Annotated in this window: 24 protein-coding genes; 16 read left to right on the top strand and 8 right to left on the bottom strand. The window is 63.6% G+C overall.

Features of this window, described 5'->3' with window-relative positions; translation table 11 throughout:
• The first annotated feature begins 17 nt into the window (after positions 1–17).
• The 4 genes from ACZI8Q_RS18055 (at position 18) to ACZI8Q_RS18040 (ending at position 3,934) form a co-directional block, all read left to right on the top strand.
• Positions 18–1,121, top strand: a complete 1,104-nt coding sequence (locus tag ACZI8Q_RS18055; RefSeq protein WP_463374947.1) for an isocitrate/isopropylmalate dehydrogenase family protein — start codon at positions 18–20, stop codon at positions 1,119–1,121.
• 146 nt (positions 1,122–1,267) lie between these two features.
• Positions 1,268–2,191 (top strand): ABC transporter substrate-binding protein, encoded by a 924-nt coding sequence (locus ACZI8Q_RS18050; protein WP_463374946.1) that lies wholly within the window; start codon positions 1,268–1,270, stop codon positions 2,189–2,191.
• A gap of 19 nt (positions 2,192–2,210) precedes the next feature.
• Positions 2,211–3,176, top strand: a complete 966-nt coding sequence (locus tag ACZI8Q_RS18045) for an amino acid ABC transporter permease (RefSeq protein ID WP_463375008.1) — start codon at positions 2,211–2,213, stop codon at positions 3,174–3,176.
• Complete coding sequence (locus ACZI8Q_RS18040) at positions 3,173–3,934, top strand: amino acid ABC transporter ATP-binding protein (RefSeq protein ID WP_463374945.1); 762 nt, start codon at positions 3,173–3,175, stop codon at positions 3,932–3,934. The genes ACZI8Q_RS18045 and ACZI8Q_RS18040 overlap by 4 nt, the downstream gene beginning before the upstream one ends.
• 11 nt (positions 3,935–3,945) lie before the next feature.
• Here the strand turns inward: ACZI8Q_RS18040 and ACZI8Q_RS18035 are convergent, their stop codons facing one another.
• Positions 3,946–4,839 carry a class I SAM-dependent methyltransferase gene (locus ACZI8Q_RS18035; protein ID WP_463374944.1) on the bottom strand — a complete coding sequence of 298 codons (894 nt, stop codon included), beginning with the start codon at positions 4,837–4,839 and terminating at the stop codon, positions 3,946–3,948.
• Positions 4,840–5,052: 213 nt separating this feature from the next.
• Here ACZI8Q_RS18035 and rpsA point away from each other — a divergent pair, with 213 nt between their 5' ends.
• Positions 5,053–6,540 carry a 30S ribosomal protein S1 gene (gene rpsA / locus ACZI8Q_RS18030; RefSeq protein ID WP_463374943.1) on the top strand — a complete coding sequence of 496 codons (1,488 nt, stop codon included), beginning with the start codon at positions 5,053–5,055 and terminating at the stop codon, positions 6,538–6,540.
• Between the two features lie 152 nt (positions 6,541–6,692).
• Here rpsA and ACZI8Q_RS18025 read toward each other — a convergent pair whose 3' ends face one another.
• Positions 6,693–6,905, bottom strand: a complete 213-nt coding sequence (locus tag ACZI8Q_RS18025; RefSeq protein ID WP_463374942.1) for a hypothetical protein — start codon at positions 6,903–6,905, stop codon at positions 6,693–6,695.
• 148 nt (positions 6,906–7,053) lie between these two features.
• Between ACZI8Q_RS18025 and coaE the strand changes: the two genes are divergently transcribed.
• A complete protein-coding gene (gene coaE, locus ACZI8Q_RS18020) occupies positions 7,054–8,277 on the top strand; it encodes a dephospho-CoA kinase (RefSeq protein WP_463374941.1) in 1,224 nt (407 codons plus the stop codon).
• On the opposite strand, the gene ACZI8Q_RS18015 is transcribed toward coaE, so the two are convergent.
• Positions 8,264–8,782 (bottom strand): ribonuclease FAU-1 family protein, encoded by a 519-nt coding sequence (locus ACZI8Q_RS18015; RefSeq protein WP_463374940.1) that lies wholly within the window; start codon positions 8,780–8,782, stop codon positions 8,264–8,266. The genes coaE and ACZI8Q_RS18015 overlap by 14 nt on opposite strands.
• Before the next feature lie 79 nt (positions 8,783–8,861).
• Between ACZI8Q_RS18015 and uvrB the strand changes: the two genes are divergently transcribed.
• The 4 genes from uvrB to ACZI8Q_RS17995 all read left to right on the top strand — a co-directional run bounded on the left by uvrB (position 8,862) and on the right by ACZI8Q_RS17995 (position 14,331).
• Positions 8,862–11,024 (top strand): excinuclease ABC subunit UvrB, encoded by a 2,163-nt coding sequence (gene uvrB / locus ACZI8Q_RS18010; RefSeq protein ID WP_463374939.1) that lies wholly within the window; start codon positions 8,862–8,864, stop codon positions 11,022–11,024.
• 32 nt (positions 11,025–11,056) lie between these two features.
• Positions 11,057–11,929, top strand: coding sequence for an SCO6745 family protein (locus tag ACZI8Q_RS18005; protein WP_463374938.1), 873 nt, complete (start codon positions 11,057–11,059; stop codon positions 11,927–11,929).
• Between the two features lie 153 nt (positions 11,930–12,082).
• A complete protein-coding gene (locus ACZI8Q_RS18000) occupies positions 12,083–12,535 on the top strand; it encodes a universal stress protein (protein WP_463374937.1) in 453 nt (150 codons plus the stop codon).
• Between the two features lie 320 nt (positions 12,536–12,855).
• Positions 12,856–14,331: an alpha/beta fold hydrolase gene (locus ACZI8Q_RS17995; RefSeq protein ID WP_463374936.1), complete on the top strand. Its 1,476-nt coding sequence runs from the start codon at positions 12,856–12,858 to the stop codon at positions 14,329–14,331.
• On the opposite strand, the gene ACZI8Q_RS17990 is transcribed toward ACZI8Q_RS17995, so the two are convergent.
• From ACZI8Q_RS17990 to ACZI8Q_RS17980, 3 genes are all read right to left on the bottom strand, one after another.
• Complete coding sequence (locus ACZI8Q_RS17990) at positions 14,328–16,610, bottom strand: HelD family protein (protein WP_463374935.1); 2,283 nt, start codon at positions 16,608–16,610, stop codon at positions 14,328–14,330. The two genes, ACZI8Q_RS17995 and ACZI8Q_RS17990, sit on opposite strands and share 4 nt — an antisense overlap.
• Positions 16,611–16,724: 114 nt before the next feature.
• Positions 16,725–17,669 (bottom strand): DoxX family protein, encoded by a 945-nt coding sequence (locus ACZI8Q_RS17985; protein ID WP_463374934.1) that lies wholly within the window; start codon positions 17,667–17,669, stop codon positions 16,725–16,727.
• Positions 17,670–17,765: 96 nt separating this feature from the next.
• Positions 17,766–18,467: an MBL fold metallo-hydrolase gene (locus ACZI8Q_RS17980; protein ID WP_463374933.1), complete on the bottom strand. Its 702-nt coding sequence runs from the start codon at positions 18,465–18,467 to the stop codon at positions 17,766–17,768.
• Between the two features lie 142 nt (positions 18,468–18,609).
• Between ACZI8Q_RS17980 and uvrA the strand changes: the two genes are divergently transcribed.
• The gene (gene uvrA, locus ACZI8Q_RS17975) at positions 18,610–21,543 is read left to right on the top strand and encodes an excinuclease ABC subunit UvrA (RefSeq protein ID WP_463374932.1); all 2,934 of its coding nucleotides are present in this window, start codon (positions 18,610–18,612) and stop codon (positions 21,541–21,543) included.
• A gap of 142 nt (positions 21,544–21,685) precedes the next feature.
• Here the strand turns inward: uvrA and ACZI8Q_RS17970 are convergent, their stop codons facing one another.
• Positions 21,686–21,928: a hypothetical protein gene (locus ACZI8Q_RS17970; protein WP_463374931.1), complete on the bottom strand. Its 243-nt coding sequence runs from the start codon at positions 21,926–21,928 to the stop codon at positions 21,686–21,688.
• Between the two features lie 143 nt (positions 21,929–22,071).
• Entirely contained in the window at positions 22,072–22,425 is a 354-nt protein-coding gene (locus tag ACZI8Q_RS17965; RefSeq protein ID WP_463374930.1) for a DUF1844 domain-containing protein, read from the bottom strand.
• A 333-nt stretch (positions 22,426–22,758) separates the two neighbouring features.
• Here ACZI8Q_RS17965 and infC point away from each other — a divergent pair, with 333 nt between their 5' ends.
• The 5 genes from infC (at position 22,759) to pheS (ending at position 26,143) form a co-directional block, all read left to right on the top strand.
• Positions 22,759–23,424, top strand: coding sequence for a translation initiation factor IF-3 (gene infC / locus ACZI8Q_RS17960; protein ID WP_463375007.1), 666 nt, complete (start codon positions 22,759–22,761; stop codon positions 23,422–23,424).
• 43 nt (positions 23,425–23,467) lie between these two features.
• Complete coding sequence (gene rpmI, locus ACZI8Q_RS17955) at positions 23,468–23,662, top strand: 50S ribosomal protein L35 (protein WP_463374929.1); 195 nt, start codon at positions 23,468–23,470, stop codon at positions 23,660–23,662.
• 58 nt (positions 23,663–23,720) lie between these two features.
• Complete coding sequence (rplT, locus tag ACZI8Q_RS17950) at positions 23,721–24,110, top strand: 50S ribosomal protein L20 (RefSeq protein WP_463374928.1); 390 nt, start codon at positions 23,721–23,723, stop codon at positions 24,108–24,110.
• A 38-nt stretch (positions 24,111–24,148) separates the two neighbouring features.
• On the top strand, positions 24,149–24,958 hold the full coding sequence (locus ACZI8Q_RS17945; protein ID WP_463374927.1) for a TrmH family RNA methyltransferase: 810 nt from the start codon (positions 24,149–24,151) through the stop codon (positions 24,956–24,958).
• 114 nt (positions 24,959–25,072) lie between these two features.
• Complete coding sequence (pheS, locus tag ACZI8Q_RS17940; protein ID WP_463374926.1) at positions 25,073–26,143, top strand: phenylalanine--tRNA ligase subunit alpha; 1,071 nt, start codon at positions 25,073–25,075, stop codon at positions 26,141–26,143.
• The last annotated feature ends 33 nt before the right edge of the window (positions 26,144–26,176 follow it).

Here is a 26,176-nt window from a genome sequence, read left to right as displayed (position 1 = left end):
TGAGTAATGATGGCCTCATGAGCGATACCCGCGCAATGACCGACAACAGTGTAAGCGCCGTCCGCATCGGATTGATGGCAGGCGACGGCATCGGCCACGAAATCGTTCCTGCTACGCAGCAGGTCGTCTCTGCGGCGCTGGCGGCTGCAGGTGGATCGGTGGATTGGGTGCCGTTGCCGCTCGGGCGCGACGCCATCGATTCCCACGGAACGCCTATTCCCGACGGCACCCTCGACGCTCTCGACGGACTCGACGGGTGGATTCTCGGCCCACATGACAATGCCTCGTATCCGGCACCGTTTCGGGGTCAGCTCACTCCCGGGGGCGTGATTCGCAAGCGATTCGATCTGTTCGCCAACATCCGCCCCGCCAGGACGCTCAGCGGGGTGGTGGCGACGGTGCCCGGGATGGATCTCGTGATCGTGCGGGAGAACACCGAAGGCTTGTACGCGGACCGCAACATGTTCCTTGGCAGCGGAGAATTCATGCCCACCCCGGACGTGGCGCTGGCCGTGGGTGTGGTGACTCGTCGCGCGTGCGAACGAATCGCCCACGCAGCGTTCACGCTTGCGCGCAGCCGACGAAAGCACGTCACGATCGTTCACAAGGCCAACGTGCTCTCCATGACGACCGGTCTCTTCAGAGACGTGTGTGCGGAAGTGGGGGAGCAGTACCCCGATGTGATGGTCGACGACGAACACGTGGACGCGATGACCGCGCTGCTCGTCCGCCGTGGTGCGGACTTCGACGTCGTCGTGACGGAGAACATGTTCGGTGACATCCTCTCCGACCTCACGGCGGAACTGTCCGGTTCGCTCGGGACGGCGCCCTCGGTGAACGCGTCGGAAACCAAAGCGATGGCTCAGGCGGCGCACGGTGCCGCCCCCGACATCGCCGGTCACAACAGGGCCAACCCCACCGCACTCTTCCTGTCGGCGGCAATGCTGCTCGAGTGGCTCGGCGACAAGAACGAGGACCGAACTCTCGTGTCCGCCGCGCAACGGATCACCCACGCGGTGGAGGCCACCATCTCGGCCGGCGTCGCGACTGCGGACCTGGGTGGGCTCGCGTCGACGAGCGAATTCACCGAGACGGTGCTGGCCCGGACCCAGCGGCGTTGATCCCGCATCCTCCGACGAGTCGACAGCCTTTCCGCGATTATCACCGCGGTTCGCCGTGCCGTAACCTACCGTTCGACAAAATCGGGATTTCCGCGGTTTCCGATGCCAGTCGATTCGGTACGAACACGATCCATGGAGGACCACCAGTGTCTGGTCGAAACGCCGTCGCCTCGGGCCGCGGAGTCCGGGTGGCGCTCGCCCTCATCGGTGTCGGTGCGGTGCTGCTGGCGGGGTGCACGACCAACACCGAGGGGACCGGGCCGCCGTCCGGTGACGAGTATGTAGAGGTGAACGTCGGGAAGGTCGACGCCATTGCTGCGCAACTGCCGCAGAAGAACCAGGAGTCCGGGCAGCTCGTCGTCGGCGTCAACGTTCCGTACTCACCCAACGAGTTCAAGGACCCGAGCGGAGAGATCATCGGGTTCGACGTCGACCTTTTGAACGCAGTCGGTGATGTGCTCGGCGTGACACCGGAGTACCGCGAGGCCGACTTTGCACGGATCATTCCCGCGGTCAGGGCCGGCACCTACGACATGGGCATGTCCTCGTTCACGGATACGAAGGAACGGGAAGAGTCGGTGGACTTCGTGACGTACTTCAGCGCTGGTATTCAATGGGCTCAGCAGTCAGGTGGGTCCGTCGACCCCGGGAACGCCTGTGGCCTGCGGGTGTCCGTGCAGACCACCACGATCTCGGACATCGAGGATGTTCCGACGAAGAGCGCGGCGTGCGTTGCCGAAGGAAAGCCGCCCATCGAGATCCTGAAGTTCGAAAGTCAGGATGGCGCAGCCAATGCGGTTGCCTTGGGAAGGGTCGACGCGATGTCGGCGGACTCTCCCGTCACCGCGTTCGCGATCGAGCGGAGCAACGGCGCACTCGAAGAGGCCGGCCCGATTCTCGATGCCGCACCGTACGGGTGGCCGATTGCCAAGGGTTCGCCGCTCGGGCCTGCTCTGCAGCAGGCTTTGCAACACCTGATCGACGACGGTACCTACCAGACCATTGCCGAGAACTGGGGCGTGGAGGTGGGTGTCATCGCGACATCGCAGATCAACGGCGCGACGAGCTGAGCGCCGCCGCGTGAGTGAAATGGAGAAGACTTTGGCGTCGTCCACGCCCGCTCCGATCGAAGCTGTTCCACTGAAACGGCCGGGCCGCTGGATCGCGGCAGCCGTGGTCCTGATTCTGTTCGGGCTGTTCGTGTACGGCGCGGCCACCAACGAGGCATACCGCTGGGACACCTACGGGAGATACCTGTTCGACACCCGAGTCTGGGCCGGTGTGTGGAAGACGATCCAGCTGACCGTTCTGGCCATGTCCATCGCCATTGTCCTCGGTGTGATTCTCGCGGTGATGCGGCTGTCACCGAACCCCGTTCTCAAAGTCAGCGCCTGGACCTATCTGTGGGTGTTCCGGGGCACCCCGGTATACGTGCAATTGGTGTTCTGGGGTCTGTTTCCGTCGATCTACAAGCAACTGGACCTCGGAATTCCGTTCGTACATCAATTCGTCCACATCGAACTGCAGGGCATCAGCGCGGCGTTTCTCTTCGCCGTCATCGGTCTGGCGCTGAACGAGGCCGCGTACATGTCGGAGATCGTGCGCGCGGGAATCAACTCGGTCAACGAAGGGCAGACGGAGGCATCGATCGCACTGGGAATGACCTGGGGTCAGACGATGCGGCGCACGGTCTTGCCACAGGCGATGCGCGTCATCATCCCGCCCACGGGCAACGAGTTGATCGGAATGCTCAAAACCACATCCCTCGTCGCTGCGGTTCCCTACACCCTCGACCTCTACGGTCGCGTCGTGGACATCTCGGGTGCCAACTTCCAGCCGATTCCGCTGTTGTTGGTAGCTGCCACCTGGTATCTGGCGATCACCAGCATTCTCATGGTCGGCCAGTACTACCTCGAGCGGTATTTTTCCAAGGGAGCGAGCCGGAAACTGACGGCGCGGCAACTGCGGAAGTTGGCGTCCGCGCAGGGCAAACCAGTGGTCGTCGACACCGAAGCCGATGGTTCGCCCGAGGGACATGGACGGGAACTGAAATGACACCGATGATCAAGGCCGATCAGGTCTGCAAGAACTTCGGCGCCCTGGAAGTGCTCAAGGGGATCACCCTGGAAATCGACAAGGGCAAGGTGCTGTGCCTGGTCGGTCCGTCCGGCTCCGGAAAGTCGACCTTCCTGCGCTGCATCAACCACCTCGAACAGGTGAACGCCGGCCGGCTCTATGTGGACGGCGATCTCGTCGGGTACCGCGAGAAGGGCGGCAAACTCCACGAAATGCACCCCAAGGAGGCTGCGAAACAGCGCCGCGACATCGGCATGGTGTTTCAGCACTTCAACCTGTTCCCGCACCGCACGGCGCTCGAGAATGTGATCGAGGCGCCGATGCAGGTCAAGAAGATCGGCAAGACGAAGGCTGTTGCGCGGGCGCGGGAGTTGCTCGAGCAGGTGGGGCTCACGGACAAGGCCGATGCCTACCCGGCCCAGCTGTCCGGGGGCCAACAGCAGCGAGTCGCGATTGCGCGTGCACTGGCGATGGACCCGAAGTTGATGCTGTTCGACGAGCCGACGTCCGCTCTGGACCCCGAACTCGTGGGCGAGGTGCTCGGCGTGATGAAGGACTTGGCGAAGAACGGCATGACGATGGTGGTCGTCACCCACGAGATGGGTTTCGCTCGCGAGGTCGCGGACGAACTCGTGTTCATGGACGGTGGCGTGGTGGTGGAATCAGGCAACCCTCGCGAGGTGCTGTCGAATCCCCAGCACGATCGTACGAAGGCGTTCCTGTCGAATCTGCTCTAGGTCGTTCGCGACTATGCGGGTTTCACACAGCTGAAGATCGCGGTACCGGGGAAGAGATGTCCGCGAAGTGGGCTCCATTGCCCCCATTCTCGATCGAGCCATTCGGGCCACTCGGGTTCGATGATGTCGCGAACCTCGAGTCCCGCGGCAACGATCTCGCGGACGCGATCACCGATCGTCCGATGGTGCTCGACGTAGGTGGGGACCCCGGTGTCGTCGGTTTCCACATACGGCGTCCGGTCGAAGTAGGGGAGCGTCGCAGTCAGTCCACGGGGGCCGGGGTCGTCGAGAAAGATCCACCGGATCGGATGATTGACGGCGAACACCCACTTTCCGCCCGGTCGTAGAACTCGCTCGACCTCTCGCATCACCCGCGCGGAATCCGCCACAAACGGAACAGCGCCAAATGCCGAACATGCAACGTCGAAACTCGCGTCGGCAAAGGGGAGTGACTCGGCTCCGGCCTGCACCAGCGGTACAGGCGCGCCACCTGACTGCATGGCGTCGAGGCCGCGGGCGAGCATCTGCATGGAAATATCGAGTCCGACGACCCGTGCGCCTTGCCCGACGAGCCACCGCGCGCACGGCGCCGATCCGCAGCCCACCTCGAGGACGTCCTTGCCGGATACGTCACCGAGAAGATGGTGATCGCCTTCGTGGAGGCCCTCGGGGCACCATACGAACTCGCCGGCAGCTGAATCGACGCCGAGAAACGCGCCGTGCGTGCGGTGGTAATCGTCCGCGTCGGCGTCCCACCACGCTCGGCTGGCGCGTTCGCTCGCGGCAGTGTCGACAGGGGTTCTGCTCACACCGGTGGTTCCGAGGGCATCGATCGCCGCAGCATGACGATCGTCGGAGTCGGGTCCGTTGGGCGGAGTCGGTGGGGTGGGCGTCGCGTCGGCCATGATCGACACAGTAGGCGTTCGCAGCGAAGCAGTGGCTGACCGGTTTGCCCAGCTAGCATCCGGGCGCGTAGCCTATTGCACGCGAGTGCATTCGTGTGCTTGCCGTGACCCGATTCGTGATATTTCCCTATCCGGGAATGTGTCGCGCACTCGGATTGCTTGTCCGACAGAACTTAATCAACCGACCACAACCCGTCCGGAGCAACTCAACACATGCCCTCCACCACCGTGACCTCGCCGCAGGTAGCCGTCAACGACATCGGCTCCGCCGAGGACTTTCTCGCCGCCATCGACGCCACGATCAAGTACTTCAACGATGGCGACATCGTCGAAGGAACCATCGTCAAGGTCGATCGCGACGAGGTTCTGCTCGACATCGGTTACAAAACCGAAGGCGTCATCCCTTCCCGTGAGCTCTCCATCAAGCACGACGTCGACCCCAACGAGGTCGTCTCCGTGGGCGATGAGGTCGAAGCTCTCGTCCTCACCAAGGAGGACAAAGAAGGTCGACTGATTCTGTCGAAGAAGCGTGCTCAGTACGAGCGTGCCTGGGGCACCATCGAGGAGCTCAAGGAGAAGGACGAGGCCGTCAAGGGCACCGTCATCGAGGTCGTCAAGGGTGGCCTCATCCTCGACATCGGACTCCGCGGCTTCCTGCCTGCCTCGCTCGTCGAGATGCGTCGCGTGCGCGATCTCCAGCCGTACGTCGGCAAGGAGATCGAGGCCAAGATCATCGAGCTCGACAAGAACCGCAACAACGTCGTTCTCTCCCGTCGTGCATGGCTCGAGCAGACGCAGTCCGAGGTTCGCAGCGAGTTCCTGCACCAGCTCCAGAAGGGCCAGGTCCGCAAGGGCGTCGTGTCCTCGATCGTCAACTTCGGTGCCTTCGTGGACCTCGGCGGCGTCGACGGCCTCGTTCACGTCTCCGAGCTGTCCTGGAAGCACATCGATCATCCGTCCGAGGTTGTCGAGGTCGGCACCGAGGTCACCGTCGAGGTTCTCGACGTCGACCTCGACCGCGAGCGCGTCTCCCTGTCGCTCAAGGCAACGCAGGAAGATCCGTGGCGTCAGTTCGCCCGCACGCACGCCATCGGCCAGATCGTGCCCGGCAAGGTCACCAAGCTGGTTCCGTTCGGTGCGTTCGTGCGCGTCGAAGAGGGAATCGAAGGCCTCGTCCACATCTCCGAGCTGGCCGAGCGCCACGTCGAGGTTCCGGACCAGGTTGTCGGCGTCGGCGACGATGCGCTCGTCAAGGTCATCGACATCGACCTCGACCGTCGTCGTATCTCGCTGTCGCTGAAGCAGGCCAACGAGGACTACAACGCCGAGTTCGATCCGTCCAAGTACGGCATGGCCGACAGCTACGACGAGCAGGGCAACTACATCTTCCCCGAGGGCTTCGACGCCGAGACCAACGAATGGCTCGAGGGCTTCGACGCGCAGCGTGAAGAGTGGGAGAACCGCTACGCCGAGGCCGAGCGTCGCCACAAGATGCACACAGCTCAGATGGAGAAGACTGCCGCAGACGAGGCTGCCGAGGCTGCCACCGCTGCCGCCGGCTACTCGTCCGAGTCCGGTTCCGGAGATGCCGACGCTCCTGCGTCGACCGGTTCCGCAACCGAGTCCGCTTCCACCGGCGGATCGCTGGCGAGCGATGCACAGTTGGCAGCACTGCGTGAGAAGCTGTCCGGCAACGCATAGCACGTACGCCTGACCAGATCAGGTAGAAAGGGGCCCCGTCACCATCGGTGACGGGGCCCCTTTTGTTCGGGACGATCCGACGAGACGCAACTCGGATGCACAAACGCTCCGGCCGCAGGCCGGAGCGTTTGGGTGAAGAGGAGGGTCGTTCTCTAGTTGGCGACGACCGGAATCCAGTGTGCCGAGACGTCGGACGTGCGCTTACGGATCGCGGTGAAGCTGTGACGTCCTTGGCCGATGAGTGCCGTCAGCCAGGTGCGGCGGTGTTCGGTCAGTGCGACGGCCACCTGAGGGATTTCGATGCAATGCACGCCGCCGGCCATGCCGAGGCGGTGTCGACCAGTCTGTCGGCTGAGTGCGCGCATAAGGTCCCTTTCGAAGCGTAGGTACTGCCCTGGTACGTTACGTTGAACATAACGGACAGAAGTGCGCTCTTGTGGTATTTGGGGCAGGTGAGTTCCAAATGGGACTACCTGAGCGCCGCGGCTTCCGGGGGAATGCGACACTGGTTCCGTGTTGAGAGTCGGCCTCACCGGAGGCATAGGAGCAGGTAAGTCCACGGTATCGAACGTTCTCGCGGAACTCGGCGCGGTGATCGTAGACGCTGATCTGATCGCCCGCGAGGTCGTTGAGCAGGGAAGTCCGGGCCTTGCTGCCCTCGTCGATCGGTTCGGTGACGGCATCCTCGACTCGGCTGGGGCTCTGGACCGTCCTGCGCTTGCCGCTCTGGCGTTTGCCGACGAAGAATCGCGCACCGCCCTGAACTCGATCGTGCACCCACTTGTCGGGAAGCGGACTGCCGAGAAGGTCGACGAGGCCCCGGCAGACGCAGTTGTGGTGCAGGACATTCCGCTATTGGTGGAAGGCGGTATGGGGCCCGCCTTCAATCTGGTGGCGGTCGTGTACGTCGATGCGGAAGAGCGGGTGCACCGACTGGTCGAATCTCGGGGGATGCCCGAATCGGATGCTCGGGCGCGGATCGCGGCACAGGCGGATGACGATCAGCGTCGTAAGGCGGCGGATATCTGGCTCGACAACAGTGGGGAGCCGGGCGCGCTGGAGCCACAGATCCGCACATTGTGGACGGAGCGTCTCGTGCCGTTCGAGGAGAACGTTCGCACTCGCGCCGTGGTGCGTACGCTACCGAAACTGGCTGCGGCCGATCCCGCCTGGCCGGATGAGGCTGCGCGTCTGATCGGGCGGCTGAAGATGATCTGCGGCGAGCGTGCCCTGCGGATCGACCACATCGGGTCGACTGCGGTTGTCGGTCTCGATGCCAAGGACGTCATCGATCTGCAGATCACTGTCACGAATCTGGCCGTGGCCGACGAGCTGGCGACACCGCTCGCTGACGCCGGCTTTCCCCGTATCGAGAACGTCACCTCGGATGTTCCCAAGCCGCGCTACGTAGGCGGCGAAACCGATCCGGCCGTCTGGGAGAAGCGGGTGCACGGCGGCGCCGATCCGGGGCGCCCGGTGCACATTCACATTCGGGTCGACGGTTGGCCGGGGCAGCAGTTCGCGCTGTTGTTCCGTGATTGGTTGCGAGCCGACGATGCAGCCCAGGGGGAGTATCTGGCACTGAAGAGACGCGCGGCTACGGCTGCTGCCACTCATGCAAAGTATGCGGATGCCATCGCAACCTACTCCGATGTGAAGGCGCCCTGGTTCGACGACGCCTTCCACCGTGCTCACGAATGGGCGGACAGAACGGGGTGGAGTATCAACGCCAGCTGACCGGCATGCCTACAGAGGCCAACCATGCGTCGAGGTCGTGATCGTGCGCGGCTATGCCGTCGACAGCGCGGACGGCGGTGTGGAACGCACGTTCGGCGGCGGCCTCGTCGAGGACTCCCTGCCGGGAGGCAGCGAGAAGTTCGTCCACATCGAGTAATTCGGTATCGCGTCCGGTCCGCACCACCAGATCGAGGTAGTGGTCTTCGGATGTCCACACGGTGTCGCCACGGGTGAACGTCCCGATGTCGACGTAATGATCTTGATCGCGCGCGTGGTAGGGGTGGTAGTGGAAGATCGACGCGCGCAGTCCGAGGTCGGGTAGCAGCCACGATTCGAGGTAGTGGAACTGCCGGTGGTCGGCGGTGCGCGCCATGTACAGCCCCCATGGTTCCACGCGGAAGTGCTGTACGGGCCGAACGAATCCCTTCGGATCGGTGTTGGTGTGCTCCGCCAGGTCGAAGTACTCGATTTTCGGCGGATGGATGTGTGTAGGCGATCCGTCCATGGGTGAAACCTACCGGCAGAGCGGTGGTGGACATCACGTGAGCGCGGCACGTGTCGGTGTGCGGGCATACCCTGGCTGCATGGCGTTTGCATCCGAACACCCAGTGGTTGCGCATTCAGAGTTTCGTCCGGTCGGTGAGATCGAACGGACGACGGGCCGCTTCGAGGTCGTGAGCGATCATGTTCCGGCGGGTGATCAGCCGACGGCCATCGCAGATCTCGAGAAGCGGATCGCGGCGGGGGAGAAGGATGTCGTTCTCCTGGGGGCGACCGGCACCGGAAAATCGGCCACCACCGCGTGGCTGATCGAGAAGGTGCAGCGTCCCACGCTGGTCATGGCGCCGAACAAGACGCTGGCCGCCCAGTTGGCCAACGAACTTCGTGACATGCTGCCCAACAATGCGGTCGAGTACTTCGTCTCCTACTACGACTACTACCAGCCCGAGGCGTACATCGCGCAGACGGACACGTACATCGAGAAGGACTCTTCGATCAACGACGACGTGGAACGTCTGCGGCACTCTGCCACGTCCAGCCTGCTGTCTCGGCGAGACGTCGTCGTGGTGGCATCGGTGTCGTGCATCTACGGTCTCGGCACCCCGCAGTCCTATCTAGATCGATCCATCGAACTCGAGGTCGGTGTCGAGGTGCCTCGCGACGCGTTGCTGCGTCTCCTGGTGGACGTCCAGTACAACCGCAACGACATGGCGTTCACCCGCGGATCGTTCCGGGTGCGCGGTGACACCGTCGAGATCATCCCCTCCTACGAGGAACTGGCAGTGCGGATCGAGTTCTTCGGTGACGAGATCGAGGCGCTCTACTATCTTCATCCGCTGACCGGTGACGTCGTCCGCCAGGTCGATTCGTTGCGAATCTTCCCGGCCACGCACTATGTGGCAGGCCCTGAGCGTATGGAGCGGGCGGTCAAGGACATCGAAGCGGAACTCGACGAGCGGCTCGCCGACCTCGAGAACAAGGGGAAACTGCTCGAGGCGCAACGATTGCGGATGCGCACACAATACGACCTCGAGATGATCAAACAGGTCGGATTCTGCTCGGGGATCGAGAACTACTCACGTCACATCGATGGGCGGTCGGCAGGGTCTGCACCCGCCACGCTCATCGATTACTTCCCGGAGGATTTCCTCCTCGTGATCGACGAGTCCCACGTGACGGTCCCCCAGATCGGCGCGATGTACGAGGGGGACATGTCGCGTAAGCGCAATCTCGTCGAGTTCGGATTCCGGCTGCCGTCCGCAACCGACAACCGCCCCCTCACGTGGGAGGAATTCGCGGGGCGGATCGGACAGACCGTGTATCTTTCGGCAACGCCTGGTAAGTACGAGTTGGGGCAGGCCGGCGGCGAATTCGTGGAGCAGGTCATCCGTCCGACCGGGCTTGTGGATCCCGAGGTGGTGGTCAAGCCCACCAAGGGGCAGATCGACGATCTGGTGCACGAGATCCGGGAACGGGCCGACAAGGACGAAAGGGTCCTCGTCACCACGCTCACCAAGAAGATGGCCGAAGACCTCACCGATTATCTGCTCGAGCTCGGAATTCGGGTGCGGTACCTGCACTCGGACATCGATACGTTGCGTCGCGTCGAGTTGCTGCGTCAACTCCGCTTGGGCGAATACGACGTGCTGGTCGGTATCAACCTCCTCCGCGAGGGGTTGGACCTACCCGAGGTGTCTTTGGTAGCCATTCTCGACGCAGACAAGGAAGGCTTCTTGCGGAGTTCGACCAGTCTCATTCAGACCATCGGCCGTGCAGCGCGAAACGTCTCCGGTCAGGTACACATGTACGCGGACAAGATCACCGACTCGATGCAGCATGCGATCGAGGAGACCGAGCGGCGCCGCGAGAAGCAGATCGCCTACAACACCGAAATGGGCGTCGATCCGAAACCGCTGCGTAAGAAGATCGCCGACATTCTCGATCAGGTGTACGAGGAAGCGGACGACACGGCGGCAGGAGTGGAGGTAGGTGGTTCCGGCCGCAACGCGTCGCGTGGTCGTCGCGCACAGGGTGAGGCAGGACGGGCGGTCAGTGCTGGTGTGTACGAAGGGCGCGACACCAAGTCGATGCCGAGGGCCGAACTGGCCGACCTCGTGGAGCAACTCACTGACCAGATGATGAACGCCGCACGCGAGCTTCAATTCGAGTTGGCCGGCCGGTTACGCGACGAGATCGCCGATCTGAAAAAGGAATTGCGCGGGATGGACGCGGCTGGGCTGACATAGGGGTGATCGGTACGGGCGGTACGGTCTGCGATATGGATGCGCAGAGTGCGGGGCGTGCCGCCCGGTCGATGGAGCTTCTACATGCCGTGAGCTATTTCGTGCCGGAGGCCGATTCGCGTTTCGGTGAGGTAGGTCTCGAAACGGGCCGGATGACCTACTTTGCGGGACGGTCTGCGCCGATGGGTGCGGTAGGTGCCGGGGTGGTGACGTCGGTGTTCTACAACTTCGAGCCCGAGCTCGTCGCAACAGTGATTCCGAAGGCGTGGGAGCTGGCCTCGCCGCGCGATGTGGTCGCAGCACGATTCACAGCCGTCGGGGAGGCATACGTTCGGCTGCTCGGCGACGAAGTCACGTCCTCGCCGGAAATGACCGAGGCCGCACAGCTGTTGGCCATCGCGGTAGACGGAATCCCGGGGCCGGAAGGTCGTCCACTGTATGCGGGTCACGCCGATCTCGACTGGCCGGACTCGCCGCATATCGCCTTCTGGCACGCTTTGACGCTTTTGCGTGAGTACCGGGGCGACGGTCACATTGCTGCTGTGCAGACCGCTGGACTCAGCGGACTCGAAGCACTCATCACGCACACGGCGACCGGGATCGGGTTCGAGAAGAAGTACGCGCGAACTCGTCGGGGATGGTCGCAGAAACAATGGGACGTCGCAGTAGCCGACCTACAGGATCGGGAACTGATCGGCAGTGACGGAACGCTCACTGGTGAAGGGACCGAATTGCGTGAGGTGGTCGAGGATCTGACCGACGAACTGGCGTGCGCGCCTTGGGCGAACCTCGGGGAGGACGGGGTGGATCGTCTGTTGGAGTTGGCGATACCGTGGCGAGACACGATCGTCGGCGCAGGAGTCTTTCCCAAGGGCCTGTTCGGGCCCCGCTACGGGCGGTCGCGGTGAAACACTTCTCTCAGTGACAAGATGTGTGGCGCGTACAGCAAAAGCACCCCACGATCGACTGTTACCGCTAGTGTCAGCAGAGTGGCTGACGGGTTCACGCATCGGCGGTGCGTGCCCGCGGTCTGTTGACCGTCCGCACTATTGGAGGAATGAATGAGCGCCTACCGGACCGTTGTCGTCGGAACCGATGGCTCCGAATCGTCATTACGGGCCGTCGAGAAGGCCGCTGCCATCGCGGGGGATGCGGGAGCGAAACTGATCATCGCCTGCGCGTACTACCCGGCCGATCCCAAGGACGTGGGTAAGGCGGCAGACGCGTTGAAGGACGAGGCTTACCAGATCACCGGATCCGCACCGACGTACGACATCCTGCGTCGAGCAAGGGAGCGTGCGCATGGTGCCGGCGTGACGGAAGTCGACGAGCGGGCAGTCGTCGGTGCCCCGGTGGAGTCGCTTCTCGAGTTGGTCGACGAGACGAAAGCGGACCTTCTCGTGATCGGTAACCGAGGTCTCAACACGTTGACGGGCCGTCTCCTCGGTTCCGTGCCGTCCGACGCCGCACGTAAGTCGACGTCGGATGTGCTGATCGTCCACACAACTCGCTGAGGACTGCATGGCGGCCCCATACCCCAACGGGTATGGGGCCGCCATGCAGTGTGGGGTAGGGCCGCACGCTGATCAGCGTGCGAGGACCATTCATTCGGGGAGGACGTGTCGTGCGCACGGTGTTTTGGGGATGGGCCAGGCGGATCGCCATAATCGCATCGGTGGTGTTCTTGGGGTGCTCAGGCAGCATCGGTGCTGCTGCGAGTCCGATGTCCGCATTTGAATCGGGGGATGCGCGGTTCGTTGGTCAGAAACTTGCCTGGCATCCGTGTCCAGCGGATGTTGTCGAGCACGGGACCGCTGGTGATGGGGATGCGGCCGTGCGTGCGGTGTTGTTGTCGGGTTTGGAATGTGCTCGGGTCCGTACGCCACTCGACTGGGCACATATCGGCAATGGTCGTGAAGCCAGCTTCTGGATTTCGCGGCTTCCCAGCAGGAATCCCGAAGCGGTTCCGCTCCTGACGAGTTCAGGCGGCGCCGGCGCCGGTTCTCTCCTCGACCCCCACGTCTTCTCGGGTGGAATGCCCGAGTTGCGGGCGTCGTTCAACGTGATCGGTTTCGACGCGCGCGGCACGGCGACGTCGTCGACTGCACAGTCATGCGATCCGGAGGCCTCGGGCGATCCGGTCCTCCTCAGTAGCGGTACGGGGGACAGCTACGACATTCTCGACACGTCCGACCGGTCGACCGATCGTCAACTCGAAGAGGCGAGGCGATGGACCGCGAGTTGCCTCGATGGGGCGGCCCGAACGGTCGACGGCACATCGACCGCGCCCTTTATCACCTACTGGCAGACCGTTCGCGACCTCGACCTCGTTCGACAATTGCTCGGGGCGGAGAAGTGGAGCTATCTCGGGGTCTCACAGGGAACGGCGCTTGGACGTGAGCTGGCGCGGACCTTCCCCGGCCGCGTCGACAGGTGGGTACTCGACTCTGTGGTGGACCCAGTGAAGTCCCCGCACGAGATCATGCAAGAGCGCTACCGCGCCCGGCAGCAGGCCGTCGAGACCGAGTTCGCGCCCTGGGTAGCTGGGCGTGGCACGTTTTTCGGTGACACCGTGGAAGAGGTACTGGCGTCGATCGACGAGCTACGTGCCGATCTCGTTACCAAGCCGATCCGCTTTCTCGGCAACGAGACGTTCACTGCGAATGATCTGAACGTCGTCCTTTTCAGTGTCGGCAATGCGACCAACGAAGCGGTGCTGGCCAAGCTCGTCGGCATCCACACTGCCCGCTACGCGGACGCGTCGGTCGAATCGCTGCGAGCTACGGTCGGGATGATCGCGCAGTTCCAGATCTCTCCGCTCGTTGATCGAGAACTCGGCACCGTCCTCTCTGGTGGCGCCAGGGTTGGATGGTGGACCGCGTTCAACTGCAATTCAGACGAATGGACCAAGAACACCGACGCGATCCTTGCGGAGCACCGCCAGGCCGTCGAGGATGCGCCGCTGACCTACGTGGGCCTCGGATTCTCGGCGGCATGCGCGTACTGGCCGTACCCCGGCCGAGAAGATCCGGAGACGGGATTGGATCAGGCGCCGGGAATCCTGTTGTTGACCAACGACGGTGACACCGTGACCCCCGCGACCGGTGCACGGAACCTACGGGATCGCATTGCGGGATCGCGACTGGTCACTGTCGTGGACAAGTCGGCGCACCTGGTGCTGCCTCAGAGGATGCCCTTCGGCCTGCCGGGTGGATTTCCCGGAACCAGTTCCTGCGCAACCGCTATCGCCACGCACTATCTGACAACTGGTGAACTGCCCGCCCACGATCTGACCTGCGAATCCGATTAACGTGGTTCCTCATCGGCGGGTACACACAGATCCAGAGCTTTCGGCAGCGGCCGGTGGTGCACGACACCCAGGCGTTGGGTCGCCCTGGTCAGCGCGACGTAGATGTCGTTGATTCCGCGTGGTGACTCGTCGAGGATCTCCTGCGGTTCCACGAGGAGAACGGTGTCGAACTCGAGGCCCTTGGCGTCGCGAACGGTGTGAACGCTGACGGAGTCCGATTCGAGGTCGGCGAGTGCAGTAGCGCGAGGATGATTGCATATGACCGCAATCGTTCCTGGACCCTTCTCACGGTTCACACATTCGCGGACCGCCTCCGCGAGAGCGTCGTCGGAGGCCACCCGTAGTGCCCACGGGTCGAACCCGGATTCGCGGACCGATCGTGGCTCGGATTGGTTCGGATCGATCTCCTGCAATACCTGGTGCGCAACTCGCATGATCTCGGCGGGGGTCCGATAGTTGACCGTCAGCTCCGTCAACTTCCAGCGTTTGGCGACGTACGGCTCGAGAATTTCGCTCCACGACGTGGTACCGGCCGGGTCGCCGGTCTGGGCAGTGTCCCCGACGAGTGTCATCCACCGATTCGGAATGCGGCGCATCAGCATTCGCCAGGCCATATCGGAGAGTTCCTGGGCTTCGTCGACGATGACGTGCCCGTACGTCCAGGTTCGGTCTGCGGCAGCGCGTTCGGCCGTCGTCTGTCGGCGACCCACGTCATGGCGCTGCGCCAGCCGGCTCGCATCGACGAGGTCGTACGCCATCAGGATCTCGGGGTCCAAGTCGTCCTCGAGATCCTGCGGCGCGGAACCGGTCAGAATGTCGAGCGCGCCCTGGGCATCCTCGATCTGTGCCCGCCATTCACGTTGCACGCGTTCACGCTCGGCAGCGTCGTCCACTCCCAACAGCTCGGCCAGCTCGTCGAGAAGTGGAGCATCGGCGTCGCTGAATCCCGTACCAGCGCTGCGGTTCAGCGAGTCTCGCTCGCTCTGTTCGAGGTCGGGCGCTGCCGAAGCAAGCCGCTCGGGTGAGGTGAGCAGATCCTGCAACACGACGGTGGGGGAGAGCTCCGGCCACAACCCATTCACTGCGGTCATGATGTCCGAGTCTTCACGCATCTCGTCCCGCATGTCCGCGATGTCGTTGCGGCTGAGGAGGTTCCCTTCGTCGACCAGATTTTCGCCCACTCGGCCGGCCAACTGGTCGGCCAGTGCCTCGATGATCGCCGAGACGAATATGGGGCGAGCAAGGTTGTGCGGACGTCTCGACGACCGGGCCCGGCCGCGCGCACGGGTAACGATCTTGCGGTCCAGACGAAGCTCGTACGTGTCGAAACTCAGCGTGACGGGCTCCTTCGGAACTTCTTGGCGATCCCGTACCGCCTTCTTCAGGACCGCGAGCATATCGGTGGATCCCTTCAGCACTCCCGCATCGAGGGTTTCCTCGTGGGTGGCATGAACCCCCGGGTACAGATCTCCGATGGTGGACAGCAGCACGCCGGTCTCGCCGAGGGAGGGTAGGACCTGTCCGATGTACTCGAGGAATGTCGGGTTGGGGCCGATGATGAGCACACCACTTTTCTCCAGCTGACGACGATACGTGTACAGCAGGTAAGCGGCACGGTGCAGCGCGACAGCGGTCTTCCCGGTCCCGGGACCACCCTGAACGACCAGAACGCTCTTGTGGTCGGTGCGGATGATGGCGTCCTGCTCACCTTGGATCGTCTCGACGATGTCGTTCATGTGGCCGGTGCGGGCGGCGTTCAGCGCAGACAGGAGTGCGCTCTCACCGGCGACACCGCCGGAGGCCGTCGTGGCTCCCGCCGCTTCCGCGGCGGCCAGGTCGAGATACTCGTCATTGATCGCGGTGACGGTGCGACTGCGGGTGCGGATATGCCGTCGGCGGGTGACACCGTCCGGGGCCGCCGTCGTTGCGAGATAGAACGGCCGCGCCATCGGTGCACGCCAATCCAGCAGCAGAGTGTCGTAGTCGTTCTCTTCGTCGAGGATGCCGACGCGTCCTACATATCTGGGTTCACCGTCGACGTCGATTCGGCCGAACGCCAAGCCGTTCTCGGCGGCGTCGTACTTGGCAATATCTTCGGTGTAGAGCTGGTTGAACGATTCGCGTTCGCTGCGGGCCTGAGGTGTGCCGCCCGACTCCAACAGAACTCGGCGCAAGCGTTCTTCTGCGTAGCTGCGGAGGGCATCGAGGCGTTTGTACAGCGTCGTCACGTACTGCTGCTCGAACTCGCGCTCGTCGTGTGACGTTCCCTCGTGGGGCAAGTGGTCTCCTCGGCTGGATCGGTGCCGCACTGCGCGGCGAAAAGTGCCAAGGAAGTCTAGTCGGGAAGGGTGAAGCCCGCAGAGTGCGCTGGTCAGCGCGCTCTGCGGGCGGTGTCAGCGAGTCAGCTTTGTGCGCTCGGCGCGGGCCTTCGCGAGTGCTACCTCAGCCTGTTTACGCGCACGCATTCTGGCGACGTCGCCCTCTTTGCGTGCGATCTCGGCCCGTTTGCGCGCGCGTTTGCCGAGCGAGTCGCCCTGCTCATGCGCACGTTGGCCGAGGGCTTCGCTCCGCTCCGCGGCGGTCGATGCCCAGTGGCTGCCTTTCTCAGCGGCCACCGATGCCCATCCGCTGCCCTTTTCGCGTGCTGTCTCGGCGAGTTCTGGGGCGCGGTCCTTGGCGACCTCGACGAGTTCGCTGCCTTTCTCGGCCGCTGTCTTGGCAATCTCCGAGCCGCGCTCGCGGGCCGTGTCGACGATTCCGGGAGCACGTTCTGCTGCTTCTTCTCCCAGTTTGCGTGCGCGCTCGGAAACCGCGGCGAATGCGTGCTCGCCGCGTGGGTGGTCGCCAGAGCTGCCCGACGGTAGTGCCGAAGCCAGGGAAGCTTGCGCACCTCGGGCCGCACGCCGCCCACGCCAACCGAGGGACGGCTTGCCCTCGGTGTCCACAGAGGCGATGAGTAGACCGCCGAGCAAGCTCACATTCTTCAGGAAGTGCATTTGCTGCGCCGACCGCTGTGCCTGGTCGGTTTCGTTCCAGAAGTCGTGGCTCGACAGGGTGGTCGGGATCAGGCTGCCGGCGAGGGCAAGCGAGGCTATCCGCGGTGCTTTTCCGATAGCGAGCAACACGCCGCCACCGATCTGGACTCCGGCGTTGATCTTCACCAAGGTCTCGGCATCGGTGGGTACTTTCTGGGTCACCGACGACGGCAGGGTTTCGGTGGACTTGTCGATCAGCGGTGCTGCGGCCTGCGCCTTCCCTGCGGGGTCTTTCAGCGCGTCGATGCCGCCGGCAATGAAGATCGTGGACAACAGTGGACGGGCAATTCGACGAACAAGCATTCGCATCCTCCATCGGATCTGGACGTGTCCACCCACCATAACGAGGGTGCGTGTCCCGTGTAGCCCGATACGGCTCTGCCGAAACCGACCGAGCCGTCACCAGCCTCGTTCGCGCCACTCTCCGAGATGTGGCCGCTCGGTTCCCAGAGTGGTGTCGTCTCCGTGGCCGGGGTGGACGACAGCGTCGTCAGGGTAGCGGGCGAAGAGTTTCGTCTCGACATCCGTGAGGAGGGAATCGAACTTCTCGGGATCCGCGGTCTTTCCGACACCGCCGGGGAAGAGTGAGTCGCCGGTGAACAGGTGTGCGCGGCCGTCCGAGTCGGTCAATGCGAGGGCGATCGAGCCCGGTGTGTGGCCGGAAAGGTGAATCACCGCCAGTTCCAATTCGCCTACGCGGACGGTGTCACCGTCGGAGAGCAATCGTTCGGGGGTGACCGGGAGTGCATCTGCGTCCAGCGGGTGTGCAGCCGTCACCGCTGTAGTGGCCTCGACAACCTCCTTCAAGGCGAGGCAGTGGTCACCGTGCTGGTGCGTCGTGACGATCTGACCCGGCGGCTTCGGTAGCTGTTCCAGCAGCGCGAGAAGGCGGTCCGCCTCGTTCGCCGCATCGATCAGCAGCGACTCGCCGGTGGCGGAACAAACGACGACGTACACATTGTTGTCCATCGGGCCGACGGACATTTTCGTGATCGTGGCGCCGCCGCCACTGCGCCGCTGAGGAGGCGAGCCGGGCCGGACATGCCCCGTGTAGTCGTCGCTGATCTGCAGTGGGCCGGCTTCTGCTTGATGATCGCTCATGAGGGAAGGTTACCGCTATCGAATCGATGCAGGTGAGAGGCGTACGACGGACCGTGCCGGGAAATGTGTCGGTAGGGAGAACTACGATGACAAGGCTTGATTTCTCGGTGTCGAACCGACGTGGTGTGAGAAGGGACTTGGAGTGGCGGACCGCCTGATCGTGCAGGGTGCTCGCGAGCACAATCTGCGAGGAGTCGATATCGATCTGCCTCGTGACAGCCTGATCGTTTTCACCGGCCTGTCTGGATCCGGGAAGTCGAGCCTCGCATTCGACACCATCTTCGCTGAGGGTCAGCGCCGGTATGTGGAATCGCTGTCCGCGTATGCCCGGCAGTTCCTCGGCCAGATGGACAAGCCGGACGTCGACTTCATCGAGGGGCTCTCGCCCGCGGTGTCGATCGACCAGAAGTCCACGAACCGCAACCCGCGGTCCACCGTCGGTACCATCACCGAGGTCTACGACTACCTCCGCCTCCTTTACGCACGCGCCGGCACCGCGCATTGTCCCACTTGTGGTGAACAGATCGCGCGGCAGACCCCGCAACAGATCGTCGACCAGGTCCTCGACATGGAAGAGGGAACCCGGTTTCAGGTTCTCGCGCCTGTCGTTCGCACCCGCAAGGGCGAGTTCGTCGATCTGTTCGACCAGCTGAACGTGCAGGGGTACTCGCGCATCCGCGTCGACGGAGTGGTCCACCAACTGACCAACCCGCCCACTCTGAAGAAGCAGGAAAAACACGACATCGAGGTGGTCGTCGACCGACTCGTCGTGAAGCCGACCTCCAAGCAACGGCTCACCGATTCCATCGAAACGGCGTTACGCCTCGCCGAGGGCATCGTGGTCCTCGACTTCGTGGACCGTGACGAAAACGCAGCCGATCGTGAACGCCGTTTCTCGGAGAAGCTGGCGTGCCCCAACGGGCACGCACTCGCCATCGACGATCTCGAGCCTCGATCGTTCTCGTTCAATTCGCCTTACGGTGCGTGCCCCGAATGCATCGGCCTCGGCATCCGCAAGGAGGTCGATCCGGACCTGGTGGTGCCCGACCCCGAACTCACCCTGGCGGAGGGCGCTGTCGCTCCGTGGTCCATGGGGCAGACCTCCGAGTACTTCGGTCGGTTGCTGTCCGGTCTCGGAGATGTCATCGGATTCGACATGGACACACCGTGGAACAAACTGCCCGTCAGGGCTCGTCGCGCTATTCTCTCCGGCAGCACCGACCAGGTTCACGTTCGCTACAAGAACCGCTACGGCCGTGTCCGTTCCTACTATGCCGATTTCGAAGGCGTCATGCCGTTCCTACATCGCCGTCTCGAGCAGACGGAGTCGGACCAGATGAAGGAACGGTACGACGGCTACATGCGCGATACGCCGTGCCCCGCATGTGGGGGAGCGCGGCTCAAGCCGGAGATTCTGTCGGTATCGATCGCCAGCGCCAAATTCGGCAAGAAGTCGATCGCAGAGGTGTGTGAACTCTCGATCGCAGACTGCGCGGACTTCCTGAACAGCCTGTCACTCGCCTCCCGTGAGGAGGCAATCGCAGGGCAGGTTCTCAGAGAGGTGCAGGCGCGGCTGGGCTTCCTGCTGGACGTCGGCCTCGAGTACCTGTCGCTGTCGCGGGCGGCCGGCACCCTGTCGGGTGGTGAGGCACAGCGCATCCGGCTCGCCACGCAGATCGGATCCGGTCTGGTGGGCGTCCTCTACGTTCTGGACGAGCCGTCGATCGGTCTGCATCAACGAGACAACCGCCGACTCATCGAAACACTCACCAGGCTCCGGAACCTGGGAAACACATTGATCGTCGTCGAACACGACGAGGACACCATCCGGACCTCGGATTGGGTGGTCGACATCGGTCCGCTTGCCGGTGAGCACGGTGGCAAAGTCGTACACAGCGGCCCATACCAGGAGCTGCTCGAGTGCGACGAATCGCTCACGGGCGCATACCTGGCCGGGCGACGTTTCATCGAGGTCCCGGCCGAGCGCCGCTCGGTCGATCGCAAGCGTCAGGTGACGGTTGTCGGAGCCCGGGAACACAACCTTCACGGCATCGACGTGAGTTTCCCGCTGGGCGTTCTCACCACGGTGACGGGGGTATCCGGCTCGGGAAAGTCGACGCTCGTCAACGACATCCTGGCGATGGTGATGGCCAACAAGCTCAACGGCGCCAGGCAGGTGCCCGGTCGTCACACGCGGATCAACGGACTGGATCAACTGGACAAATTGGTTCAGGTCGATCAGTCGCCGATCGGCCGGACTCCGCGCTCGAACGCAGCTACCTACACCGGTGTGTTCGACAAGATCCGAACACTGTTCGCGGCCACCACCGAGGCGAAGGTTCGCGGATACCAGCCGGGACGATTCTCGTTCAACGTCAAGGGCGGTCGCTGCGAAGCGTGCTCGGGCGACGGCACGTTGAAGATCGAGATGAACTTCCTGCCCGACGTGTACGTCCCCTGCGAAGTCTGCCAGGGCGCCCGGTACAACCGCGAAACGCTCGAGGTTCACTACAAGGGCAAGACGATCGCGGAAGTGCTCGACATGCCGATCGAGCAAGCCGCCGAGTTCTTCGAACCGGTCACGTCAATTCATCGCTACCTCAAGACCCTCGTCGAGGTGGGCCTCGGATACGTCCGCCTCGGTCAGCCGGCGCCAACCCTCTCGGGTGGTGAAGCGCAACGCGTCAAGCTGGCTGCAGAGTTGCAGAAGCGTTCCACTGGCCGGACCGTGTACATCCTGGACGAGCCGACCACGGGCCTGCACTTCGAGGACATCCGGAAGCTGCTGGCGGTGGTGAACGGTCTGGTCGACAAAGGCAACACCGTCATCGTCATCGAACACAACCTCGACGTCATCAAGACTTCGGACTGGATCGTCGACATGGGTCCCGAAGGAGGTTTCGGTGGCGGACGGGTCGTCGCAGAAGGCACGCCGGAGGACGTTGCTCAGGTACCGGAGAGCTACACCGGCAAATTCCTCCGCGAGGTGCTCGATGCACGGCCGACCCCGATCGAGGAGGCCACGAAGCCGGCCGTACGCAAGCGGGCCGCGAGGAAGGTGGCAGCGAAGCGCTGACCGTTCGTCAGACGATCGCGACTTCGTGCACCACCTTCGCGGCCGGTCATGGGATGACCGCCCGTCGCCATCTCGGCAATCACAGCCGACGGGAAGCTGTTGCCCACGACGGTTGTCGGCATGTCCAGGCGGCGTTCGTCGGTCACGTGCACAGCGTCTCGAGCGGACCACGCAGGAAGGGGGAGTCGTTCACGCCGTCGAAGTCGTCACGATCGCTGCTGCCTGACGGCATCGGTCCGCTGTCCACGTAGGCGACGCGGCTGATTCGCTGCGGCGACCGGTTCCCTGCCCACCCTCCGAGCCGGAAACCAGGAACGAGGACGAGGTGCGTGGATTGTGCGGACGTCGAATGCGCGCCGATGTGTGTCACGTCGTCGTCGTGCACGCTGCGCGATGCTGTGACCAGAGTTGCATTCGGAGTCAGGAAGGAGCGCGCCTACTGTGCCGATCCCCACGCAGCCGAAGGTTCGCCCGAGACCTCGGTCAGTATCGACGTGAGGCGCATGGTCGGGTCAGTGCGCGTGGTCGTCAGTGCACCGCGCCGGTGTACTTCTCCCCGGGGCCCTTGCCGGGCTCGTCCGGATACGGGGACGCTTCCCGGAACGCGCGCTGCAGGGCTTGCAGACCCTCACGGATGGGGCCGGCGTGGGGGCCGAGATACTCGACCGACGACGTGACCAGTCCGGCGAGGGCCGTGATGACGCGGCGCGCCTCGTCCAGGTCCCGGTGCGGGCTCTCATCGGGATTCGGATCGGACAGCCCGAGCTTCTCGGCCCCTGAACTCATCAGCATCACCGCGGCACGGCTGATGACCTCCACCGCGGGAACGTCCGCGAGTTCGCGAACCGGGTCGTTGGGGTCGGCGTCGAAGTTGTCCGTCATGACGACAATGATTCCATCCCGCGCGGACAGGGGCTCATTCGGTGGCGATTCGCTCGCGACGTGGGCGAATGCTATCCTGGATCGCAACGACCGCCCTCGAACCAGTTCGGGGGCAGCAAGTGGAGTCCGACTCCCACCCTGCACGGCATGCAAAGCCGCCGTTCAGTGGTCCGGTCACCTGGTTCGGCCTCGTGTCTGCCAGGTTCCTCAGGTGCTGAGGGCGTGAACTCTCCGACAATCGTCGGCAGGGATCGCGAGATCGGTCGACATCGGGCCCCGCAAGGTGACAGGTCACCGCAGCGGGGTTTTTTGTTGGGAAGCGGGCGGTACAGGCTGCGGGCGGTCACGAAGACCAGCCCGTTCAACCTAGGAGGCCCCATCAGCACTGAGACTCGCATCAACGAGCGCATCCGAGTTCCCGAAGTCCGCCTCGTCGGACCCGGCGGCGAACAGGTGGGCATCGTGCGTGTTGAAGATGCACTCCGCTTGGCTCTCGACGCCGACCTCGATCTGGTCGAGGTGGCGCCGGACGCCCGACCGCCGGTCTGCAAGATCATGGACTACGGCAAGTTCAAGTACGAAGCTGCGCAGAAGGCGCGTGAATCGCGTAAGAACCAGCAGTTGACAGTCATCAAGGAGCAGAAGCTCCGCCCGAAGATCGACGATCACGACTACGAGACGAAGAAGCGTAATGTCGTTCGCTTCCTCGAAGCGGGATCGAAGGTCAAGGTCACGATCATGTTCCGTGGCCGTGAGCAGTCTCGGCCCGAGCTGGGATTCCGGCTTCTGCAGCGACTGGGTGCAGATGTTGCCGACCTCGGATTCGTCGAAACGTCGGCGAAGCAGGACGGCCGCAACATGACCATGGTGCTCGCGCCCCACAAGGGTGCGAAGACACGCGTGAAGGCGCAGGAGAGTGCTGCTGCACGCCCTGCCCAGCGCGCGACCCCGACCAAGCCTGCGTCCGGAGGCGAGTCCACCGAGGCTCCGACCAGCTAGCCCGATTTCATCGGCACGACAGAAATACAGAACTGAGGATTTCATGCCCAAGTCGAAGACCCACAGCGGCACCGCGAAGCGATTCAAGGTGTCGGGCAGCGGAAAGATCCTGCGCCAGAAGGCCGGTCGCCGCCACCTGATGGAGCACAAGGCGACCAAGGTGACCCGTCGCCTCGACGGCAAGGCGGTTGTCAGCAAGGCTGACACCCCGCGCATCAAGCGCCTGCTCGACATCTGACATTTGCATTGACCACCCGGGGTCGTCAGCGATACCCCTAGATTGACAGGATTTTTCAGTGGCACGCGTAAAGAGGGCGGTCAACGCCCAGAAGAAGCGCCGTTCGATTCTCGAGGCCTCCAGCGGTTACCGCGGACAGCGTTCGCGTCTGTACCGCAAGGCCAAGGAACAGCAGCTCCACTCGCTCACCTACGCATACCGCGACCGTCGGGCGCGCAAGGGTGACTTCCGCAAGCTGTGGATCACGCGTATCAACGCTGCGGCGCGTGCGAACGACATCACGTACAACCGCCTGATCCAGGGTCTGCGTCTGGCCGAGGTCGAGGTCGACCGCAAGAACCTCGCCGAGCTCGCCGTGTCGGACGGTGAAGCGTTCGCCGGTCTGGTGGCCATCGCCAAGGCTGCGCTGCCCTCCGACGTGAACGCTGCTGCCGGAGAAGTGGCCTGAGCCTCGAATCACGCAGTTCGAAAGCCTCGAGACGACCCGTGGATCCGCTCACCGAGCGAACCCCACGGGTCGTTTCTGCTGTGAAGCTGCTGCGGACGGCCGAGCGGCGCAAGACCGGACGGTTCCTCGTCGAGGGCGAGAACTCGGTGGATGAAGCCCTCGCGACGACGGTGGTCCACGAGGTGTTCCATACCGCTGATGCCGCGGTCCGCTATGGAGCTGTGCTCGACCGAGCGCAATCGGCAGGTGTGCGTACTGCGCTCGTCACCGAGCGTGCTGTCCGCGGCCTCAGCGACACTGTGACACCACCGGGGCTCGTGGCGGTGTGCGACCTCGTGGACGTGCTGCTCGATGATGCAGTCACCGATGATGCACGGCTTCTCGCCGTACCCGTGTCGATCGGCGAGCCCGGTAATGCGGGCACGGTTCTGCGGGTGGCGGACGCGATGGGCGCCGACGCCGCCATTTTGGCGGGCGACAGCGTGGATCCGCACAACGGTAAATGTGTTCGTGCCTCTGCCGGGAGCCTTTTTCATCTTCCGGTGGCCCGCGAGCGTGACACCGATGCCGTGTTGGAAACGATCGCGGCAGCTGGGATCCAGGTGTTGGCCACGGCTGCTGACGGAGAGGTCGACCTGGACGACGCGGACGAGTTGCTTGCAGTACCGACGGCGTGGTTGTTCGGTAACGAAGCGCATGGACTCGATCCGGCGATTGCCGCGCGTGCCGACCACCGTGTGCGTATTCCTATTCACGGGCGTGCCGAGAGTTTGAACCTGGCGACCGCGGCATCCATTTGTCTGTACTCGAGTGCCCGGGTGCAGAGCAGGCACACAGCGGACGAGTGAGGGCCCTGTGCGCGATCGCCTAAGATCTGCCGGGGAGAGTTCGAAGGTCGAGAATGAGTTCGGAGCAGTTGGTGAAGTCGGTGCAGTCGGTGAAGTACAGGAGAGGCGTCGCTCGTGGCTAACAAGGAGGGCGCCGCAGCGCCGGAAGTCGATTCGAGTGCCCTCACCGAGGAAGCGCTGAAGTCCGCGGTGGATGCGGCCGAGACCGCGCTGACCGTTGCGGGTGATCTGGACGACCTCGCTCAGGTGAAGATTACGCACATGGGGGACAAGTCGCCGATCGCCCTGGCTCGGCGAGCTCTGGGGACGCTGCCCGGCAAGGAGAAGGCCGACGCGGGCAAACGTGTGAACATGGCGAGGACCCGAGTCTCGGAGGCCTACGAAGCGCGCCGCACCGTGCTCCTCGCGGAGCGTGACGCGGCGGTACTCGTCGCCGAAACCATCGACGTGACGTTGCCGTCGCAGCGTCGGCCTGTCGGGGCGCGTCACCCGATCAGCATCATCTCCGAGCAGGTCGCGGATGTGTTCGTCGCAATGGGCTGGGAGGTTGCCGAGGGGCCCGAGGTCGAGACCGAGCACTTCAACTTCGATGCCCTCAACTTCTTGCCGGATCATCCTGCACGCACGATGCAGGACACCTTCCACGTGGCACCGGAGAACTCGCGCCAGGTGCTGCGCACCCACACGTCACCTGTGCAGGTCCGCACGATGCTCTCGCGTGAGGTCCCCATCTACGTGGTGTGCCCCGGACGAACCTTCCGTACCGACGAACTGGACGCCACACACACGCCGGTGTTCTCACAGGTGGAAGGCCTCGCTGTGGACAAGGGTCTGACGATGGCGAACCTGCGCGGCACCCTCGACGCCTTCGCGCGTGCATTGTTCGGTTCCGATACCCGTACCCGGATGCGCCCCAACTACTTCCCGTTCACCGAGCCGTCAGCGGAGGTGGACGTGTGGTTCCCGAACAAGAAGGGCGGCGCAGGCTGGGTCGAATGGGGTGGCTGCGGCATGGTCAACCCGAACGTGTTGCGTGCGTCGGGAATCGACCCGGACGTGTACACCGGGTTCGCATTCGGCATGGGTCTCGAGCGGACGCTGCAATTCCGGAACGGAATCTCGGACATGCGCGACATCGTCGAGGGCGACATCCGATTCACGCTGCCCTTCGGTGTGCAGGGCTGAACACCATGATCGCAAATACCACGGCATTCACGA

The sequence above is a fragment of the Rhodococcus quanlei genome, from assembly GCF_055231015.1.
The sequence above is the reverse complement of the archived record's forward strand: the minus strand, read 5'-3'. Positions and strand labels throughout refer to the sequence as shown.

What these genes read in the sequence shown, in the direction of transcription:
- ACZI8Q_RS18055 (WP_463374947.1), top strand. Translation starts at nt 18, where the DNA reads ATGAGCGATACCCGCGCAATGACCGACAACAGTGTAAGCGCCGTCCGC.
- ACZI8Q_RS18045 (WP_463375008.1), top strand. Translation starts at nt 2,211, where the DNA reads ATGGAGAAGACTTTGGCGTCGTCCACGCCCGCTCCGATCGAAGCTGTT.
- ACZI8Q_RS18040 (WP_463374945.1), top strand. Translation starts at nt 3,173, where the DNA reads ATGACACCGATGATCAAGGCCGATCAGGTCTGCAAGAACTTCGGCGCC.
- ACZI8Q_RS18035 (WP_463374944.1), bottom strand. Translation starts at nt 4,839, where the DNA reads ATGGCCGACGCGACGCCCACCCCACCGACTCCGCCCAACGGACCCGAC.
- rpsA (WP_463374943.1), top strand. Translation starts at nt 5,053, where the DNA reads ATGCCCTCCACCACCGTGACCTCGCCGCAGGTAGCCGTCAACGACATC.
- ACZI8Q_RS18025 (WP_463374942.1), bottom strand. Translation starts at nt 6,905, where the DNA reads ATGCGCGCACTCAGCCGACAGACTGGTCGACACCGCCTCGGCATGGCC.
- ACZI8Q_RS18015 (WP_463374940.1), bottom strand. Translation starts at nt 8,782, where the DNA reads ATGGACGGATCGCCTACACACATCCATCCGCCGAAAATCGAGTACTTC.
- uvrB (WP_463374939.1), top strand. Translation starts at nt 8,862, where the DNA reads ATGGCGTTTGCATCCGAACACCCAGTGGTTGCGCATTCAGAGTTTCGT.
- ACZI8Q_RS18005 (WP_463374938.1), top strand. Translation starts at nt 11,057, where the DNA reads ATGGATGCGCAGAGTGCGGGGCGTGCCGCCCGGTCGATGGAGCTTCTA.
- ACZI8Q_RS18000 (WP_463374937.1), top strand. Translation starts at nt 12,083, where the DNA reads ATGAGCGCCTACCGGACCGTTGTCGTCGGAACCGATGGCTCCGAATCG.
- ACZI8Q_RS17985 (WP_463374934.1), bottom strand. Translation starts at nt 17,669, where the DNA reads ATGCTTGTTCGTCGAATTGCCCGTCCACTGTTGTCCACGATCTTCATT.
- ACZI8Q_RS17980 (WP_463374933.1), bottom strand. Translation starts at nt 18,467, where the DNA reads ATGAGCGATCATCAAGCAGAAGCCGGCCCACTGCAGATCAGCGACGAC.
- ACZI8Q_RS17965 (WP_463374930.1), bottom strand. Translation starts at nt 22,425, where the DNA reads ATGACGGACAACTTCGACGCCGACCCCAACGACCCGGTTCGCGAACTC.
- rpmI (WP_463374929.1), top strand. Translation starts at nt 23,468, where the DNA reads ATGCCCAAGTCGAAGACCCACAGCGGCACCGCGAAGCGATTCAAGGTG.